General features: G+C 41.7%; 14 protein-coding genes and 1 pseudogene. 11 read left to right on the top strand and 4 right to left on the bottom strand.

Annotated features, from left to right (window positions below; all coding sequences use genetic code 11):
• Positions 1–285 precede the first annotated feature (285 nt).
• The 10 genes from PUQ00_RS13275 (at position 286) to PUQ00_RS13235 (ending at position 14,228) form a co-directional block, all read left to right on the top strand.
• The gene (locus PUQ00_RS13275) at positions 286–2,886 is read left to right on the top strand and encodes an adenylate/guanylate cyclase domain-containing protein (RefSeq protein WP_300416979.1); all 2,601 of its coding nucleotides are present in this window, start codon (positions 286–288) and stop codon (positions 2,884–2,886) included.
• 57 nt (positions 2,887–2,943) lie between these two features.
• Positions 2,944–3,063 (top strand): PhoD-like phosphatase N-terminal domain-containing protein, encoded by a 120-nt coding sequence (locus tag PUQ00_RS32805; RefSeq protein WP_366145957.1) that lies wholly within the window; start codon positions 2,944–2,946, stop codon positions 3,061–3,063.
• Between the two features lie 356 nt (positions 3,064–3,419).
• On the top strand, positions 3,420–4,700 hold the full coding sequence (gene iscB / locus PUQ00_RS13270; protein WP_300416976.1) for an RNA-guided endonuclease IscB: 1,281 nt from the start codon (positions 3,420–3,422) through the stop codon (positions 4,698–4,700).
• A gap of 316 nt (positions 4,701–5,016) precedes the next feature.
• Positions 5,017–6,510: a cyclic nucleotide-binding domain-containing protein gene (locus PUQ00_RS13265; protein WP_300416973.1), complete on the top strand. Its 1,494-nt coding sequence runs from the start codon at positions 5,017–5,019 to the stop codon at positions 6,508–6,510.
• A gap of 2 nt (positions 6,511–6,512) precedes the next feature.
• The gene (locus tag PUQ00_RS13260; protein ID WP_300416970.1) at positions 6,513–7,616 is read left to right on the top strand and encodes a substrate-binding domain-containing protein; all 1,104 of its coding nucleotides are present in this window, start codon (positions 6,513–6,515) and stop codon (positions 7,614–7,616) included.
• Positions 7,617–7,908: 292 nt separating this feature from the next.
• Positions 7,909–8,457, top strand: a complete 549-nt coding sequence (locus PUQ00_RS13255) for a hypothetical protein (protein ID WP_300416967.1) — start codon at positions 7,909–7,911, stop codon at positions 8,455–8,457.
• A gap of 145 nt (positions 8,458–8,602) precedes the next feature.
• The gene (pstS, locus tag PUQ00_RS13250) at positions 8,603–9,619 is read left to right on the top strand and encodes a phosphate ABC transporter substrate-binding protein PstS (protein ID WP_300416964.1); all 1,017 of its coding nucleotides are present in this window, start codon (positions 8,603–8,605) and stop codon (positions 9,617–9,619) included.
• A 46-nt stretch (positions 9,620–9,665) separates the two neighbouring features.
• Positions 9,666–11,573 (top strand): iron uptake porin, encoded by a 1,908-nt coding sequence (locus PUQ00_RS13245; protein ID WP_300416961.1) that lies wholly within the window; start codon positions 9,666–9,668, stop codon positions 11,571–11,573.
• 593 nt (positions 11,574–12,166) lie between these two features.
• Positions 12,167–13,921, top strand: a complete 1,755-nt coding sequence (locus PUQ00_RS13240) for a peptide ABC transporter substrate-binding protein (protein WP_300416960.1) — start codon at positions 12,167–12,169, stop codon at positions 13,919–13,921.
• Between the two features lie 172 nt (positions 13,922–14,093).
• Positions 14,094–14,228, top strand: coding sequence for a hypothetical protein (locus tag PUQ00_RS13235; RefSeq protein ID WP_300416958.1), 135 nt, complete (start codon positions 14,094–14,096; stop codon positions 14,226–14,228).
• A gap of 324 nt (positions 14,229–14,552) precedes the next feature.
• On the opposite strand, the gene PUQ00_RS13230 is transcribed toward PUQ00_RS13235, so the two are convergent.
• Together PUQ00_RS13230 and PUQ00_RS13225 are read right to left on the bottom strand one after the other, a co-directional pair.
• Positions 14,553–15,506 (bottom strand): ABC transporter permease, encoded by a 954-nt coding sequence (locus PUQ00_RS13230; protein WP_300416955.1) that lies wholly within the window; start codon positions 15,504–15,506, stop codon positions 14,553–14,555.
• Positions 15,507–15,509: 3 nt separating this feature from the next.
• The gene (locus PUQ00_RS13225; RefSeq protein WP_300416953.1) at positions 15,510–16,472 is read right to left on the bottom strand and encodes an ABC transporter permease; all 963 of its coding nucleotides are present in this window, start codon (positions 16,470–16,472) and stop codon (positions 15,510–15,512) included.
• A 142-nt stretch (positions 16,473–16,614) separates the two neighbouring features.
• Between PUQ00_RS13225 and PUQ00_RS13220 the strand changes: the two genes are divergently transcribed.
• Complete coding sequence (locus PUQ00_RS13220; RefSeq protein ID WP_300416950.1) at positions 16,615–18,000, top strand: cytochrome P450; 1,386 nt, start codon at positions 16,615–16,617, stop codon at positions 17,998–18,000.
• 94 nt (positions 18,001–18,094) lie between these two features.
• Here the strand turns inward: PUQ00_RS13220 and PUQ00_RS13215 are convergent.
• Together PUQ00_RS13215 and PUQ00_RS13210 are read right to left on the bottom strand one after the other, a co-directional pair.
• Positions 18,095–18,984, bottom strand: a pseudogene (locus tag PUQ00_RS13215) (ISAzo13 family transposase).
• Between the two features lie 182 nt (positions 18,985–19,166).
• Positions 19,167–20,384 (bottom strand): recombinase family protein, encoded by a 1,218-nt coding sequence (locus PUQ00_RS13210; RefSeq protein ID WP_300416947.1) that lies wholly within the window; start codon positions 20,382–20,384, stop codon positions 19,167–19,169.
• Positions 20,385–20,409: the final 25 nt, after the last annotated feature.

Raw genomic sequence — 20,409 nt, 5'->3', positions numbered from 1 at the left:
ATTTCTGATCAGGTAAGTCCTCTTGTCAATAGGTTTTGAGACGCGCTAACCCTGCGAATTTAGCACGGGCAGAAAAAAGGATAGCCACTCCTCTCCCCAATGCATAGTAATATCAATTAACTTTATGTCTCTCCAGAAGTAGGTCGTTTTTTCAAAAATAAAATTATAGTCCGAGCGCTGATAAAATACTAAAAAATATATCTAATAGTATTAATATTCATCAAAATTTATTTAAAAAACTATATAATATATAACTTCATATCTTAGTACATTAGTTCTACAAAGATGTTAAAACCTCAAAATCGCGTGTTAAAGTTCCGTAATGGCTCCCTAAGTAATCTAAAACTCAGCAATTGGACAATTAAATCCAAGCTGCAAGCCTTGTTGCTAACAGTTAGCCTTGGTTCAGTAGTGGTAGTAAGTGGGATTGGTTGGTATCAAGCCCAATCCACCCTCAGAACCAAAATCGCTGACCAGCTTGCAGGTATACGCACCACCAAAGCCGAGCAGTTTGAGTTGTACTTTGAAAATTTGAACAACCAAGTGGGGATGCTGGCAGCAGACAGCAACGTCGTTAAAGCGATGGTGGAGTTAAATGGGGGTTTCCGCAACCTGGAACGCAGCGTTGTTCCCGAAGAATCGTATAAAGCCTTGGATGCTTACTACACTGAGCAATTTTTCCCCAGGTTGAAAAAAAATCTCTCTTCTGAAGAACTGAACCCCAGTATCTATAGTCCCACCGGACAAGCGGCTCGCTATCTCCAGTATTACTATATTGCTTCTAATCCTAATCCAGTCGGCGAAAAAAATAAGCTCCTCGATGCTGGCGATAACAGCGATTATACGAAAGCTCATGCCAAATATCAAAAATTCTTTTCAGGAATTATCCAAAAATTCGGTTATTACGATTTATTTTTGATTAACCCTAAAACAGGCGATATTGTCTACTCCTATTTTAAAGAGACAGATTTTGCCAGCAATATGCTCCAGGGTCTTAACTTCCAGACTCCACTGGCAGATTTGGTGCGGAGAGTCCGGGCAAACCCAACACAAGGTTTGATTCAAGTAGCTGATTTCAAAGCTTACCGCCCCTCCTATGATGCTCCCGCCGCTTTCATAGCAACGCCCATTTATAGTGGTTCTAACATGATTGGTATCTTGGCGGTGCAAGTGCCCGTTAACAAGATCAACGAAGCCATTAGCCGGAATAATAATTGGGAAGGCAGTGGTTTGGGTAAAACAGGGGAAGCTTATTTAGTCGGACCTGATTCCTTAATGCGTTCGACATCCCGTTTTTGGGTTGAAGACCCCAAAAAATATCGAAACGTTGTTCGTTACACAGGGACTGACAAGAAAACTCTCCAACTGATGGAGAACTTCAACACCACCATTGACTTACAAAAAATTAATAGTCCGGCTGCCCAAGCCGCTTTGTCTGGGCAAGAAGGTATGATGGTTGACCGCAACTATCGGGGGGCAGAGGTATTGAGTTTCTACGCTCCTTTGAAGTTGAACGGGTTAAATTGGGCGATTCTGGCAGAGATGGAGGTGGGAGAAGCCTATCATCCGCTTTACACCTTACAGGTAATTTTGCTGATTGCGGCGGTGATTTTCCTACTAGTGACCGCGTATTTAGCAGCAGGTGCTGCAAGGATTTTCACCTCTCCCATGCGCCGCTTAATGGAGAGTGCCCAGAGAATTAATGCTGGGGAACCCGATGCGGGAGTTGAGGTAAAATCCCTTGACGAGTTTGGGCAATTAGCAACAGAGTTCAATCTGATTTTAAACAAATTACGCCAAACTGAGCAGCAGCTAGAGACCAAGAAGCAGCAGAACGATATTCTGTTGCGGAATATCCTACCCAGCGCCATCGCCGAACGCAGAACCAAAGGAGAGTTGGTGATTGCCGACAGCCTCAAGCAAGTAACAATTCTTACGGCACATGTGGTAGGTGTCGTTGAATTGAGCAAGCGAATTGATGCGATAGAAGTAACAGAACTGCTCACCAAACTATACGATGAATTTGATGAAGCGGCAGAACACTACGGTGTGGAACGACATAATATTAGTAGTGCAAGCTACATGGTAATATGTGGACTTACTGAAATTAAATTTGACCACAGCAAACGAACGGTTGATTTTGCCATAGCCATGTTAGACATTATCCAGCGCCAAGATTATGGTCGTCATTCTGCCTTAGGTTTACGCATCGGCATTCATACAGGTCCGATAACAGCAGGGGTAGTCGGAACCGAGAAATTTGGGTACACCATTTGGGGGGAAACAGCCTATGTAGCAAGCCGCCTCCAGACGATAGCGGAGTTAAACTACATTTTGATTACTCAGGGTGTATACGAACGAGTGGCTGATAGCTACACATTCGTGCAAAATCCATCGTTGAAGATTGAAAACCTGCCAGAGGTGGAAACTTGGACGCTGATAACTACTAATAAGTTGGTTGCGAGTCAAGTAGACTTGGTTCAGTCATCCTTTGCCAAAATCAAGCCAATCAGCGCTAAGGCTGCCGAACTATTCTACCAGCGACTGTTTGAATTAGAACCTTCTTTTCGTCCTTTATTTAAGGGGGATATGAAAGAGCAGGAACGTAAGTTAATGGCTACGCTTGCTCTGGCAGTTGAAGGTTTACGTCAGCCAAACAAGATTGTCCCCGTTGTTCAGAAACTGGGTCGTGGCCATGCGGGCTTTGGTGTCAAGGATGAATACTACGATGTCGTCGGCGAAGTTTTGCTGTGGACGTTAGCCCAAGGACTAGGTGCAGAGTTTACTATGCCAGTACAAAAGGCATGGGAAGAAGCGTACACATTCCTGAGTAAGATAATGAAAGAGGCAGCAGCAGAACTTAAGTTAGAAAAAATAGGCGTGTAAAAGCTTGTAGTAAGCGATAAATTGCTCAAAGAAAGCACGAAGAGATGTGAGGACAAGATGACAGATAACCTTTTTGTACATGGTGTTGCCAGCGGAGATCCACTTGAAGATCGGGTTATGATTTGGACGCGAGTCACTACACCTACCGAGAGCATAGGCAATCGGAGTAATCCGTAGTCTATGTGAACCAAACCACCCAAAGCTTGGGGGGAGCAACGCGAAAAAGTGAGATCGGGGTTTTATTCTCATTTATATAGCTAGATTCTCAATAAAAACAGATGTTTCACTGCGATCGCACTATCAAACAGGTGATTTATACCCCTAATTTTTAGCACCTCACAAAATCGCGTTGCTCCCAAGCTTGGGTAAACGTTATTTAAATCATGACACCTTGGGATTCGCTAGTCCCCCGCTCTGTCGCTACTAGTTAAACAATCCGCAAGGATAGTGCTTTTAGCTCAAAAGTTTAGATAACAAGGTTGAAGCAAACTTTACTTAGAAATAAGAGCTAGTCAAACCGACTAAACCAACAAATGTCAAATTACATTTTTTTGATTGATTCCAACAAAACACCGATGAATCCGATTCATCCTTCTCATGCGAGAAAACTTTTAGAAGCAAATAAAGCTGCTGTTTTTCGTCGCTACCCATTCGTTTTAATCATGAATCGGGTAGTAGAGAATATCATTACTTATCCCATTACCTTGAAAATAGATCCAGGTTCTAAATTCACTGGAATCGCGCTAGTAAATAATCGAAACGAAGTAGTGTGGGGAATGGAATTACAGCATAGAGGCTTGGCGATTAAAGATAGTCTAGAAACTCGATCTTCTGTAAGAAGAGGGAGACGCGCTCGACACACCCGTTATCGTCAAGCTCGGTTTCTGAACCGTAAACATTCTGCTGGCTGGTTAGCCCCGTCTTTGAAGCATCGTGTTTTAACTATCAACACTTGGGTAAAAAGATTGTGTAAATTTGCCCCAATAGCTAACATTGTTCAAGAGTTAGTCCGGTTTGATTTACAGCAACTAGAAAACCCAGAAATATCGGGCATCGAATATCAACAAGGTGAATTAACGGGATATGAAGTGCGCGAGTACTTACTCAATAAATGGGATAGGAGATGTACTTATTGCTCTGCTGAAAACATTCCTTTACAAGTTGAGCATATTAAGCCGAAAGCTAAGGGAGGAACTAATAGAATCTCTAATTTGTGTTTAGCTTGTGAGAAGTGTAACCTCAAGAAGGGAACACAAGATGTCGAAAACTTCCTAGCTAAAAAGCCCGAACTTTTAAAAAAGATATTATCCCAAGCTAAAAGACCATTAAAAGATGCATCTGCCGTAAATTCAACTCGATGGGCATTATTAAGAGTGCTTGTATCAACTGGATTACCAGTTTCTACTGGTTCTGGGGGTTTAACTAAGTTTAACCGGACTCGATTGCAACTCCCTAAAAATCATTGGATTGATGCTGCGTGTGTGGGAGTCATTCAAAACCTCAAGATACTGACAACAAAAATCCTGACAGTAAAAACCACAGGTCATGGATGTAGAAGGATGTGCCGACTTAATAAGTTTGGATTTCCTTGCACCGCACCCAAACAAACGTTTACTCATGTTTCTACAGGAGATTTTGTCAAAGTCACGCTGCACAAGGATCGCAAGAATATACCGTCGGGGATATACAATTGTCGTGTTAAAACCCCAATAAAAGAAGGGTGCGAAGTCGTTATTAACGGTTTTAGAGTTGGATTTTCAACAATGAAAGATGTTTTCAAGATTCATCGCAACGACGGATATAGCTACGCCTGACTACGAATGACTCCAATTTATCAAGATTAAGTGATTCGACTAAAGCGTAGTCGAAGGTAAACCTCTTCTACCCGGATTTGTCACAAATAAGAAATCCGAGCTAGCCGCCAAAAAGCCCCTAGAACCAATAATATAGTGTAATATTGGTGGAATTTCAGTAGATTTAACTATATTCAGGTTTACATGGGATAATTTTAACTGCCAGCACAGTTGATTCTACTAAGCTAGGCGGTTTTTGTTTCTACAAGAGATATTTCAAATGAAAACAATAAAATTCTTAACAAAGTCGCTATTGATTATTCGTTAAAAAACAGTTATGGATAAATCACTTCTGGGATGGATATTACTGTTGGGTCTGGGATTCCCATTCTTGAATATACTGCTTGGTGAAGCAGCATCAAGGTTGGAACGGCAGCAGCACCCTTTGGCGGTTGCCCTGCGTCAAGTGCGTGAGTATGTGTTACCGCCGTTAGCAGTGTTATTGTTAATGCGGCAGCTTTTGAGCGTCGCTGGCAAAGATTCCTGGGCGCGGTTTGTAGAAACACTGACTTTGGTCGCGGTGATTGTGGCGGGAATTTCTTTAATAAATGCGCTGTTGACGACAAAAAAGCAACCGACGATCAAGTGGCAACTCCATGTGCCTAACCTGTTCTTTCAGGTAGCTAAGGCTGTAGTGGTAATATTTATTGGCTACTATATCCTAAATGGAGTTTGGAATATAAGTTTGAGTGGCTTGGGCAGCAGTGTGGGAATCGCCTCGGCGGTAATTGCCCTCGCGCTGCAAGATACCCTCAGCAACCTGGTGTCAGGATTACTGCTGGTATTTGCCAAACCCTTCAAAATGGGTGATTGGATTCAGATAGACGGAAAGCAGGGACGGGTAATTGACCAAAATTGGTGGTCGGTCACGATAGGAAGTCAATTCATGAAATTAAACGTTCCCAATGGGGTGTTATCGAAGGCAAGCATCATCAATTACGGTCAGGGGGCAGTCTGGAAAAATATTTCCGCCAGTTTTTCTTATGACGACTCTCCTAATGTGGTGATTCCAGCACTAAATAGCTTGGGGGAGGGTATAAATACCATCGAATCTAAAGCTATTGCTATAGTTAGTTCCTACGGAGACTTTAGTATCACCTACCAGCTTTGGTATAAAGTGTCCCCTGATGAAGATATCTTCGTTGTTGCGGAACTCCAATCCCGACTTTATTATCTGACCAAGCGTTATGGTTTTACGATGCCCTATCCGATTAGAATGCAGTACGCTGTCGATGCGAAACACGGGGTACCAAGCCGGATTCCTCAAGTGTTTGAGAACCGCCAACAGGACTTGGTAACTTATTTGCGATCGCTTCCTTATTTCATTAGCCTTAATGATAATCAAATTGAGAAACTGGCTACCCGGGCTAAATTTCAGCCTTATGGCAAGAGTGAGTTAATTATTCAGGAAGGTAAAAAAGACGCGGGACTCTACATAATGTTCAAAGGCACAGGACACGCCTACATAATAGATGAACAAGGTAGCCGCAAGATAGTAGACCAGCTTGAACTTAACGAGGCATTTGGTGAAATGGCTATTTTTGCAGGAGAGGTAAGTCCAGTTACAGCCGTTGCGGATGAGGATGTTGAGGTTGTAGTGATTCCAGGGGACAATATTATCGAAGCGATCGAATCTAATTCCAAATTTGCCTCACAAATTCTTCAGTATATCGAAGAACGGAAAAAGATGGTTCGACTCGCCAAAGAAATTAAAGATGAAGTCAGTCCATTGATTAGTAAGAATGGTCGGCGGGCATCAGTAGAAGGATAAAGATGGAATCACAAAATTACTGGAAATATAGTTTAATTTACGTGATTTTCCTGTTGACAGCCTGCGCGGAAAGTCAAACAATCTCTAAAGCGAAGATTGTCAATCAAGTTAACCAAGTCAGTGCAGACAAGGCATCAAATCAAAGCTTGGGTATTCAGCGGGTCGAGCAGAAATCGGTTAAACCACCCTCAATCCAAGATAAAGCAAAACAGGGCATTGTGCTGCCAGAGGTAAAACCCTTAGAACTGGAAGGAACACTATCGATATCGGGAAGCCAAGTAGTTTTACCGCTTAGTCAGGCTATTGCTGAACGTTTTATCCAAGACGGCTACCCTAACAAAATTAATTTAGCTGGTATTGACACCCAGGTTGGCTTTAAACTATTTTGCGAGGAAAAAAAGCTAGATATTGTGAATGCGGATCGCCCGATCGCAAACCTTGAGTCAGCAGCATGTGCTAAATCAGGTGTTGAGCCGATAGGCTTTCAAGTTGCTGGCGATGCAGTCACCATTGTAGTTAGTTCTCAGAATAATTTCCTTCCCAACAATCTGACACGCGACGAACTGGCAAAGATATTCACCGTCGAAAAGTGGTCAGATGTGAATCCTACTTGGCCTTCAGAGGTGATTAAACGCATTATCCCAGCCGGGGTTGGTACTGGAGCCTCAGTTGACCTAGTTGTGCAAACTATCCTCAAGGGAAACGCCAACCAACTGATTAATGCCCCCAATACAATATTTTACGACTTTGTAGAGCAGTTGCACTCAGAAGCTTTAATCAATCCCTATATGGTTGGCTTTTTAGGGTATAGCTCATATAAAGAAAACCAAGATAAGCTGAAGGCGATCGCCATTGATGGAGTAGCGCCTGACCAGCCAACATATCCTCTAACCCGTCCGTTATATATTTATGCAGATGGGAAAGCGATTCAGCAACGACCGGAAGTCAAAGGATTTGTTAACTATTACTTAACCAATGTCAACGAAGAAATTTCTAGTTTGGGTTACTTTCCAGTCAAACCAACCGTATTGGATGAGTCAAAAACTAAGTTTTTGCAAGTGAAGGGTAATCAAGAGTTCTTGAAGAAAGCAAGTCAGAAAAAATAGTGGATTGGTCAAGTAGTGACATTTAAATCGTGAACACAAATAGAAAATTATCCGAGGCTGACAAGCAAGTACAAATTTATTGCGACTAAGCTGAGAACATCCAAGTCAACTATTCGAGATTGCTGGAAAGAATAGAAATTCTACAAGCAGAAAACAATCATCTCTGGAGTTTTGAGTTCTACACGAAAATGAGACAGAGGTTACTTGGTTGAGTTGACACTGGAAAGAAGGGACTGATTCGCTGGAAAATTTTGCCCTTTAAAAAATAATGAACAATAAAAAAAATAAAAAAATGATGATTTTCTACACAACTACTTGGCGGAAAATTTTAACAACTACAGGGATGGCTATGTTAGCCTGTTCTGTTTATTTGGGTGATGCTCAGGCTCAATCTCTCTCTAACAGTCAAAGTTTATTAATAGCCCAAAATCTAGGGGGAATAGTACGAAAAATACCCCTGGAAGAAGTAGCACTTCCAGCAATGTCTTCAGGAAAAACAGCGACCAATGCTGAATTTAACCAAGCCCGAATTGAATTGAAGTCAGATGGTTCGTTAATATACATACTCAGAGGTAAAAACCAACAAGGCTTTGAAGTTGAAGTACAAGTTACTCCCATTGGTACTCTGATTCAAGTTGACGAGCAAATAGAGCTTAGTGGAGTTCCTGAAATTGCTCTAAAAGGTTTCAAACGATGGGCACCAAATGACCAACTTATCAGCACTTGGCGGAGTACCCGTCTTGGCGAATTGTTCTATCAATTTGTCATTCAGGATTTTTGGTTAGAAATTGCTGCTGATGGTAATAAAGTCATCATTTACCCCAAAAAAGTTCGGTATTAGTAAATCAAAAGCACCTGGCTTTCAGAATAGAAGTGTGCGGCTGCACAAACAAACTCGGCAAGACAAGGACTAATCAAAAATCAAGTGTTTGGCTTACTATAGGTAGATTTCTAATTGCTATCAAACTTTATTTAATAAAATACTCATGAAGACTTTTACACTTGGGAACTGGCAGAAAATTTTAACTACCACATTAACTATAATAACAATTTATTGTAGCACTAATGCTGCTTCTGCCCAATTACTTAGGGGTACTGGTGATTCTTTTTCCGAACCTCTTTATCAGCGTTATAGTGTAGAATACCAACGGCAAACAGGTGCTAAGTTTAAATACACCGCAATTGGCAGTGGTGGTGGCATTCGGCTGTTCACGAATAAATCTGTGGATTTCGGAGCTACGACTTTGATTCCTACCCCAACCGAGAAAAATCAGATGAAAGACGGGTTACTGATGATACCAACAGGGGGAGGGGCAATAGCCATTGTTTACAATCTTGAAGATATAAGCACCGATGTGAAGCTATCTCGTGAGATACTAGCAAAAATATTTACAGGTCAAATTGCTAATTGGAATCAGGTTGACCCCCGCTTTCCTAGCAAAAAAATTCAAGTTGTAGTTCGCTCCGACGGTAGCGGTACTACCTTGACCCTGACTAGATATTTGCAAAAAATTACTAATGGCAAGATAGAAGCTAGCAGAGAACCTAATTGGGGATTTCAGGTCTTCGCTGGTGTGACTGAAGATAGTAGAGTAGTTGGAGAAGTGCGAAGAATTGATGGTGCGATCGGCTATGTCCAAACAAGCTTTGCGCGTCAGAACAATCTGCAAACAGCGAGGATTGAAAATCGGGCTGGTCGTTACGTCGAACCTACTTTGGCAGAGACGAAAAAAGCCTTAGCTAATATCAAGTTTAACGATGATTTTACTACTGAAGATATCAATGATCCAGAGGATGGCTATCCCTTGGTTAGTTTAAGTTGGCTACTCTTTTCTCAAAAATATCCTGATGAAACTCTTGTTCAGGCAACTAAGAATTTGTTGAGATGGGTTTTGACGAAGGGGCAAGAATTTAATCAGCAGTTAGAGTATACGAGAATTCCAGAAGATGTAGCGAATAAAGTGATTGAAACTACCAATAATGAATTGAGAGTTCGTCCTTAATCAAGAGGCTTATTATTTATTATTTATGTGAAAAGAAGCAGGAATTATGAGCAAATTGAGTGTGCCATTACCGCTAACCTCAGTAATACTGGGTTTTAACTTGTTAATATTACCTCCGGTCTTGGCACAAGCAAATCCTGCTAATACCCCAGTACCCGAAATTCAAACAACTGCAAACTTGCCAGAAAAGAATCAGGCAACTTTACTTCAGGGATTGACAGGTGCTTCTGTTGAAATAACATCAATTGACGAGATTACTGCCACAAATGAATTTAGAAGTCCATTATCTGTAACAACTTTTAACTCAAATGATTTTGGCGAAGAATCCTTGAGTAATTCAAGTATAGTTCCCATCACAAGCGAAAACCAAGTATCCTCTGGTAATCGGTTTCCCTCAGTAACCAAAGAAGAACCTCAAATTCCAGAAATTCCTGCTAACCAATTACAGCCCCCTAAACTATATAGTCAACCACCAGATATAGGAGACGAAGTTACCAGTGTGGAAGATTTGCGAGATGTTACTCCTGGAGATTGGGCTTATGAAGCGCTGCGAAGTTTGGTAGAAAAGTATCGTTGCATTGCTGGTTCTGGCAAAAATACTTTTGAGGGTAATCGTGCTATAAATCGTTACGAATATGCTGCTGCCTTTAATACTTGCTTGATAAAAATTGGACGTATAGTTTATAGTTTGAACAACAAACTTTCTAGCCAAGAAGATTTGGCAGTTTTACAAAGACTCCAAGCAGAATTTGCTACAGAACTCAATACTATCACTACTAAAATAGACAACTTAGAAGAACGATTAGCCGTTGTTCAAAGCCGTCAATTTAGCACTACTACAATTCTTAGGGCTACAGTAAATTTTAATGTAATTAGTGCTTTTGGGAATAAAAAAGCTGTTGCTTCTGGAAACAACTTAAGGGAACACTTGGATGAAAATCCTACCCTGTCAGCGCGGGTAAATCTCAACTTCGACACCAGTTTTACAGGTCGAGACAAATTGCGTGCTAGCATTCAAGCAGGAAATGTTAGCAATTTCGGCAATAGTGTTACTGGAACAGATATGACTCGGTTGATTGCCGCTACTAACACTAACAACGATATTAGGCTAAGTTCGCTATTTTATGAGTTTCCCATAGGCAAACGTGGTAAAGTAGCGATCGCTCCTATTGCAGACTTTCCGACTCGCATTTTTCCAGCGCTGAATCCTGTTTCTTCAATTTCCCTTTTTGGCGCTGAAAGTCCGATCTTTTCATTTGCTTTTGGCACGGGTGCAGTAGCTTACTATAACTTTACCGACCAATTTGCCGCTGGTATCAGTTATTTAACCACTTCTGGTGGCAATCCTTCCCAGGGACTGTTTGGTGGTCAATATACTGCTTTAGCTCAGGTAACATATACTGCATCTGATAAGTTAGGGATTGCTTTTACTTACGGTCACTACTACGCTCCAGAACCGGGCGCAACTGTTAATATAACAGGGAGTAAAGGTAGCAGATTTGCTCAATTGCCTTTTGGTGGAAGTACGGCGACTTCCTCGAACGCTTATGGCTTACAATTTACTTATAAGTTGAGCGATAAATTGATTTTCGGAGGTTGGGTTAGCTACTTTAACGCTAATGCTGAGTCTTCTTTGCGTGTTAAGAATTTAGATGGTTCAGTTGGAGCAAATGCAGACATCTGGAGTTGGGCAGTTACTGCGGCTTTGCCGGATATAGGCAAATTAGGCAGTCAGTTAAATTTTGTTTTTGGTATGCCCCCCAAAGTTACAAGTAATGATGTTTCTTCTCGCTTAGATCGAGATACTTCTTTACATTTTGAGGTATCTTATCGTTACCTAGTTACTGACAAAATCTTTATCACTCCTGGATTTTTGATGATTACCAATCCTGAGCATAATGCAGCAAATGATAGTATTTGGATTGGATTGCTGCGAACTACCTTTACATTTTAAATTTGAATCGAGCTGGCAGAGAATTACGCAGATGTATCGATAGAGCCAGAAGACTTCGCCAATCAAAGGGTGTTGATTATCGGCAAAGATAACTCTGGGTTTGAAACGGCTGACAATCTCATTGGGACAACAGTAAGCTGTGTAGCAGCTTGATTGTATAATATATAATATTAATAACGGGTGCGATCGCCAACTAAACATGCCAACAAAAAATCATCTTTCTCACTCTTCAGAGGGAACAACTGTTGAAAAGCTTATTCATAGCATGAAAATCCTTATGTTAAAAAATATTAATTTTATTATTGATGACTGATGATAGAAACTTACCAATAAATTAGTGATTTTTTGGGTATTGCATACACAACAGTAGCATACAGCACTTCCGGCAGCTATGAGGTAGATCATCAAAGCTGAAAGCTATGCTAAAAGAGGAGCAAGAAGAAAAACTGTATTGCATAACAGCGCTTCCCGCTGTATTTAATACTTGCATAGTTACTTGGAAAAAACAACACACACGCAACTGTTAGGCAACAGTATGCGTTTTACGAGCGGCACAACAAAATTTACAATACTAACCCACTGAACAATCAAACATGGCTTTTTTGAATAAATTCAGTAAAGGTAAACTTTTGGCTTTATCGTTGATAAATGTATTATTTTTGACTGCCTGTTCTTCCCCTTCGCCTGAATCTTCCACTGCTAATAATTCTACTCCAGGAGCTTCTGATCCTAGTAGTAATACATTACGACTGCTCTACTGGCAAGCGCCAACTATTTTAAATCCCCATCTATCTCAAGGTCTCAAAGACTTCCACGCCAGTCGAGTCACCTATGAACCGCTAGCCAGTTATGACAAAGATGGTAAATTCATTCCCTTTTTAGCGGCAGAAATCCCCGACTTGGTAAATGGTGGACTGGCGAAAGACGGCAAGTCTGTCATCTGGAAACTCAAGCAGGGAGTCAAGTGGTCAGACGGACAACCTTTTACCGCCCAGGATGTGGTATTTACTTACAAATTTCTCTCGAATCCATCTGTAGGTGCTACCACCACTGCTTATTATGAAGCTGTCAAAAGTGTTGAAGCCGTTGACGATCACACCGTCAAAATAACTTTCAAAGATGCCAATCCCGCTTGGTCACTGCCTTTTGTTGGTCAAAATGGATTAATTCTGCCCCGTCACATCTTCGAGAAATACGCTGGCGCAAACGCTAGGGAAGCCCCCGGTAATTTAGCTCCTGTCGGTACTGGTCCCTACCGAGTCGTACAGTTTAAACCAGGTGATATTGTGATCTACGAGGCTAATCCTTTCTTCCGGGAAGCGCATCAACCTTTGTTTAAGCGAGTGGAACTTAAGGGCGGTGGTGATGCAACTTCGGCAGCAAGAGCTGTACTTCAAACTGGGGACGTTGACTTTGCTTGGAACCTCCAGGTGGAAGCCCCTATTCTCAAGCAACTGGAAGCAGCAGGTAAAGGTAAAGTAGACACCGTTTTTGGAGGTTTGGCAGAGCACATTTTCCTTAATCAAACCGCTCCAAATAAAGCAACGAACGACGGCGAACGCTCTAGCATCGAGTTTCCTCATCCTTTCTTTACCGATAAGAAAGTGCGTCAGGCTTTTAATTATGCCATTGACCGCGATACTATTAACCAGCAGTTATACGGTCAAACTGGTCGCCCTATTTCTAATACCTTGATAGCACCAAATATATACAATTCGCCTAATACAAAATACCAATTCGATCTAAAAAAAGCTGCTGCTGCCCTTGATGAAGCTGGATGGAAAGACAGTAATGGCAACGGTATCCGGGATAAAAATGGCGTAGAAATGAGTGTTGTTTTCCAAACTGCGGTTAACCCATTGCGACAGAAGACTCAAGAAATTATTAAACAAGCATTAACATCTATCGGTGTGAAGGTAGAACTCAAAAGTATAGATCCAAGTATTTACTTTTCCAGTGATCCCTCTAACCCAGATACATCTGCTCACTTCTACGCTGATGTACAAATGTTTACTAACGGTAATGGAAATCCAGATCCTGGTGCTTATATGAAGGTATGGACTTGTGCTGAAATTTCTCAGAAAAAAAATAACTGGTCGCGCTACAACTTTTCACGCTTCTGTAATCCTGAATATGATAAGCTCTGGAAACAGTCTACAACAGAGTTAAATCCAGAAAAACGCCGACAGTTGTTTATCCAGATGAACGACTTGTTGATTAAAGATGCGATCGTGATTCCTCTAGTTGCTAGAGCCGAAGTGAGTGGAAGCAGTAACAAACTTGCTGGTGTGGACTTAACCCCGTGGGATGCTGATACTTGGAATATTAAAGATTGGCAAAGAAAATAGTACTCTTCATATCTGCTTTAACAGTTTATCCCTACTTCATTTACCAGAAAAATGCTAATAATAATTCTTATTATCATGCTTTCGTAAGAGCGATGAGAAAAGGTGTTACGGGAATGCTCTGGTATGGATTTAACACCATTAAAGAAAGAGAAGTTTTGCATAACGTTGTGCTTTGCGACTGACAACAGCGGTAAAACACCTTTACATCGCATCTACAGGCGCAGTACCCATAGGTAACTTGGTTGCCGGCGCACTGGCAAGCAGCATGGGTGCTGTCAATAGTATTCAGTTACGCAAAAGTTGGTAAAAAGCTTAATTTATCGAACCGTCAAGATGCGTTTGTGCGCTAAGAATTTGTAGAGTGTGCGTAAGTCCTAAATATACCTAATCTGGGTAATTAGACAAAAACTGCTCTGTCTAATAGCCCCGATGCGGCTAATTAAACTGTAACGCTATCTGTAATTTAACATCGAATAAACTGTGTCGCCGCAAGCCTTTCTTCGGCCCAAATATTTCTCTCATCTCATGAATAAATTCACTTTCTTCAAACCGCTTGGTTTTTCGGGAATTTGTCGCTTTTCTTCCCCTACTCCCCACTCCCTACTCCCTTCTTTGGTAAACTACCGTGGTATTAAGACAGTCTCGCATCTAGAGCATCTCTTAAACCATCACCTATATAGTTAATACTTAGCACCGTGAGAAATATTGCTGTGCCAGGGAAAAGAACCATATGGGGAGCAAATTCTAAAAAATTTTGTCCATCATAGAGCATTCGACCCCAAGTTGGTACATCTGGTGGAAAACCAAGACCAAAAAAGCTGAGGGTAGATTCGGTAATAATAGCATTACTGACTGACAGCGTAGCAGCAACTAATACAGGACTCATGACATTGGGCAGAATGTGAATCCAAATCAGGCGTTGGGGACTCGCACCAAGGGCCCTCGCGGCTGTAACAAATTCCATTTCGCGTACTATCAAAAAACCAGATCGGACTAATCTAGCGACACCCATCCAGTTGAGTCCACCAACGATCAGGACTATCAATACAAATATACCTACTTCTTCACCTGCGATCGCTTTGATCGGATCACGAAATAAAAATATCACCAGTAGCAACAGTGGTAGTCGCGGTAAAGCAAGGCACAAGTCAGTGAAACGCATCAACATCATGTCCAGCAAGCCACCATAAAAGCCGGAAATTGCGCCAATGAACGTACCCAGCAAGATAGCAACCAACATGGAAAAAATTCCCACTGCGATCGATATCCGTCCGCCGTACAACAATCTAGCTAGTATATCCTGCCCTAAATCGTTGGTACCAAACGGATGTTCCCAACTAGGAGGATGTGCGGATTGGGCAAAGTCAATTTTGTTGATCGGAGTAGAATATATGAATAGACCTAGAAGGACGCTCAAGACTATGATCAGCAGCACCACACTTCCAAAAAGCGCTTGACGATTGCGACGAAACTTGCGCCATGCTTCTTGTCCTAGTGTCCCTTGCCCAGGAGCAATATCCTCTGCGGCGGGAGAAACTGAAAATTTCGGTTCTTCTGAATTTTGATTGAGCGATCGCTTTAACATAGACTACTTTGTGTACTTAACTCTAGGATCTAATAAAGCATAGAGAACATCTGCCACCAAATTAAAAACTACAATCAAAATTGCATAGATAAAAGTAATCGACATGACCACTGGTGTATCATTGCGATAGATTGATTCAATCAATAAAGCACCGATACCAGGAACGCGAAAAACTTGTTCTGTGACCAAAGACCCTGTGAAAATATTAGGAATATCCAACGCCATTAGTGTGACCACAGGAATTAATGCATTCCGCAAAACGTGACGAGCGATCACCACAAACGTAGGTAATCCCTTAGCATAAGCAGTGCGTACATAGTCTTGATGGAGTTTTTCCAAGATTTCTGAACGGACAAAACGCATCAGTAAAGCTGTCTGCCAGAGTGTGAGTACAGATACAGGCATAATCGACTGTTTTATTTGCGCTATAAAACTTTGCCAATCAGTTACTTGCAAAGTGCTATTATAGATAAAAGGTAGCCATTTTAACTGGACACTGAAAATAATAATAAATAGCAACCCAGTAAAAAATGTCGGTAGAGAAAATCCGATAAAGACTACAGTTGTTACAATAGTATCAACAAATGAATTACGTTTGAGAGCAGACATAACCCCCAAGGGAATAGCAAGCAGCGCACCGAGAACGTAGGCAGAACCAACCACCCATAATGTAGTCGGTAGACGTTGGAAAATCAAGGCAATAACTGGACTGCGGCTTGTAAAAGAGTAGCCCATGTCTCCCCTGATGAAGGACGTAAACCACTTGACGTAGCGGATATATATTGGTTGATCCAAACCAAATGACTTTTTAATATTGTCTCGAACTTCTGCTGTAATCGAGGGGTTGAGCGCGAACTCACCCATCGGATCGCCTGGTGCTAATGCCAGGATAGCGAATACAACGATGCTGATGGCAATAAGTGTTGGAATGAATGTCAGCAGACGATAGATTAAGTATTTGGTCATATTACCACAACTTGCTTATCTTTAATTCTTTGTTAATTTGACTGCGGTATGATGTTTTCACATAGCAATCTCAGAATCCCGGTTTCTTGGAGAAACCAGGATTCTTATAGTAAATTTATTAATTACCAAGAGATTAACAAAAATGTCTGCATTTAAATTGCCTGATGGACCGCAAACGCTACCCTTGATCCAGACGCTTGAATGGATGGCTCACCCCCTGGAGTATATGGAATCTTGTGCCCAACGCTATGGTGATATCTTTACCCTCCGAATTGGTCCAGTTTTTACACCTCAGGTATTCATTAGTAATTCTCAGGCGATTGGGCAGATTTTTACCACTGATCCAAAACAGTTGGACTCTGGGGAAGCAGCAGGTATTAAATTGCATTTGTTAGGACAGCAATCAATCTTCGCGCTAGAGGGAAAGCCCCACCAGCGGCAACGCAAGCTGTTAATACCCCCCTTCCATGGTGAAAGGATGCTGGCTTATGGTGAGCAAATCCGCGACATTACAAAGCTTGTGACTAGTCAATGGGTCTTTGACAAACCCTTTTCAGTCCTGCCATCCATGCAAGAAATTTCCTTTCAGGTGATTTTGAAAACAGTCTTTGGTTTAGGGGATGGACCGCGTTACGAAAGGCTTAAATTCGTCCTGATTGCGCTAATGAATCCGAAAACACCCCTAGTGACCCCGATGTTTCTTTTTCCAATACTGCAACAGGATTTAGGACCGTGGAGTCCTTGGGGAATTTTCATGCGCCAAAGACAGCAACTCGACGAACTCATCTATGCCGAGATTCGGGAACGCAAAGAACAACCAGATCCTAGTCGGAGTGATATCCTCTCTTTAATGATGTTGGCTCGCGATGAACAGGGTCAGCCGATGACGGATGTAGAGTTACGCGATGAATTAATCACTGTGTTGGTGGCGGGTCATGAGACTACTGCGACTGTCTTAGCCTGGGCATTATACTGGATTCACCATGTGCCTCAGGTGCGTGAGAAACTACTGCAAGAACTGGATACTCTTGGCGATCGCCCCGATCCCAACTTGCTCATGCGATCGCCCTATTTAAATGCTGTTTGTAGTGAAACACTGCGTCTTTACCCAGTGTTGATGTTGGCATTCAATCGATTGGTCAAATCACCGCTAGAAATCATGGGCTACAAGTTAGAGCCTGGTACTTTGGTAATTCCCTGTATTTATTTGACCCATCATCGGGAAGATTTATATCCCCAAGCGAAGCAGTTTAAGCCAGAGCGGTTTCTAGAACGTCAATTTACCCCGTATGAGTATTTGCCCTTTGGAGGCGGTAACCGTCGCTGTATTGGTATGGCATTTGCTTTGTTTGAGATGAAAATAGTTTTGGCTACCGTGCTGTCTTGCTGGCAGATGGAACTGGCAGATGGCAAACCAGTACAACCAGTACGTAAGGGTCTTCTGTTGGGTCCATCCGGGGGGGTGCCGATAGTGGTCAAGGGAATGCGCCCTCAAAATCAGCTAATTCTTGAGACTAGTAGACCTTAATTATCAATAACTGAATATAAGCGTTTGAATTGGATTCTGGCATCAGCGGTAGTGAACTGCCAGTTATGAACGTGGATTAAATAACTTACACTTATCAAGGATATTGGGGTTTAGCAGTATAGTTCCATTGTGGTAAAAAATCATCGAAGAAAATCTCCATTGTTTCTTGAAAACCCTCAGCAACTTTCTTGCCTGTTTGGTAGGTCTTATGGATGATGGTTGTAAAAACTTTCAAACCTTTTTGAGTGGTGGCTTTTGCCATAAGTTCGGATACAGTATTTACGCTGTCAAAAATCACTCCCTTACAAGCTAGACTTATATGTGGAAAAAGACGATGCTCAATTGGGTTGTACTTTGATGTATAAGGAGGATAGTGAGCAATGCGAATTTCAATACCGATTTCATTAACCAATTTTTGTAAAGCTTCTTTAAATACGTAATAACGAGAACTGTTGCTACCACCACCATCACATAAAAGTAGTATTGATGTAGCTAATTCGTAGCGATTTTTCCCGTAGTTATTCCACCAATAACGAATAGAATCACATGCAAACTCACTGGTATCGTGGCTAGTGCCAATCTGTATAAAACCAGTGTTGTCTTTCAAATCATACAAACCATGAGGAATTGCTACTCCCGTAGCTAGAGATGGAAAATCATGGTCAAACACTTTGATTACACTAGTCGTATAAATACTTCCTTCTCGGTATAAATTTCCTATGAACTCTTTTTTTTACTATCCATACTAATCACTGGATTCCTTTGAGCAAAATATTCTTGCTTGAGACTTTCAATATTTTCAAACTGCTCATTGCGATGTTCATTGCTTCCGCAAGCAGTTGATTTCACCGCTTTTCTTTTACGAAATTTATGTTTCCATAACAACTGGTCTACAACCGTAACGCTTACCTTTATTCCTTTTTCTGATAATAAATCTGCTATTTGTTGACGGCTTAAGTTCGTCCATTTTATATCCTCATCCATTGGAGAACCTGCCGTGTGCGTCTCTATTACTGCCATGAATACTTCGTCGATTCCTACTAGGGGTAAAAGTAGCGAAGCTGTCACCAGCCGCCACGTAATAGCTGAAAAGCTTACCTAGAGAGCATTCCACAAAAAAAGTGGCTGAATGAGCTACCCAAACTGTTATTGAGGATATTGGTAGCTCATTGAAATTCTCGTAACCTTTGATTAACATCATTGATATCGAAGGTATCTGGATTAAAGCTTTCACCTACCCACTCCATCCTCTCTTCATACTCTGGATGTGATGGGTCACTAATAATCTCCAGTAACTCTGCATAGCCCCAAGAACCACCACAATCTTCAGGAGGACAAGCACGCTTCCCAGTGATGAATACAGGATAATTTGTATCAGGAGTTGATGGTAGTTCTTTTTCTACCAAAATTTCGTGTTCCCAGCTATCCCCAAAATCGTAAGTGTAGAAGAATTTGGACTTCTCGTCCTTAACCACCTGACTTAGCTTTACAGTTTTTTCCGAACGCACATTAAACTCTGGTTGAGGTTGACCGTAATCAATACCAGCAATGGAAAACTGATGCATATGATAGTTATCCCAGCCCATTACCTCTTGCACAATCAGATGTAGCTGTTCAAGCGTCGTCGAACTTAATACCTGTATCCTTCTCCAAATAGGGGGTCGAATGTTCTTGAGGGTGATTTTGAGTTGGTAAATAGTTTGATTGCTTGCAGATTTTTTTGAAGCCATAGTTGGTTGCTCAATATCTGGGATGAAATTTGCGCTATTAATTGTTGCATTTGACGAAAGCCGATGTCGTTTGACAATATCATTGACCGTTGTCTTCGACAGATGTAGCGAGGTGGCAATTTTACGGTAAGAGTAACCAGATTGCACCATCTGCAAAACTTTGGGGGCTAACTTGTCTGCTTTCACCCGTTGTCCCGGTTGCCTGCCAAACTTTTGACCTCTCTCTTTAGCCGCCGCCACCCCACTCCGTACCCTTTCCCGCACCAAATCCCGTTCAAATTCAGCCAAAGATGCCATTAAATGAGCAATTAGTCTACCTTGCGGTGTATTCAAATCAAATTGCAATCCGGTTTGGGCAATTAAGGAAACACCCCAACTATGGAGTGACTGCAATGTCTCAATCAGGTCAATAGTGCTGCGTCCCCACCGGGTCATCTCTGTAACCAAGATGGCATCAATGCTATGACTTTGAGCTAAAGCCATGACTTTGGAGCGTTCAGTGCGGTCATGTTTAATTCCAGAAACTGTTTCCTTCCAAACACCAACCACTTCAAAGCCACAAACGGCAGCATACTCTAGTAAGTCCCGTTCTTGCCGCTCACAGGATTGGTCAGTTGTGGAAACCCGACAATAAATGGCAATTCTTTGTACCAATTAAACCCTCTGGATTTTATAGGTC

This window comes from Nostoc sp. S13 (genome assembly GCF_029379315.1).
Lineage (GTDB): Bacteria > Cyanobacteriota > Cyanobacteriia > Cyanobacteriales > Nostocaceae > Nostoc.
The sequence above is the reverse complement of the archived record's forward strand: the minus strand, read 5'-3'. Positions and strand labels throughout refer to the sequence as shown.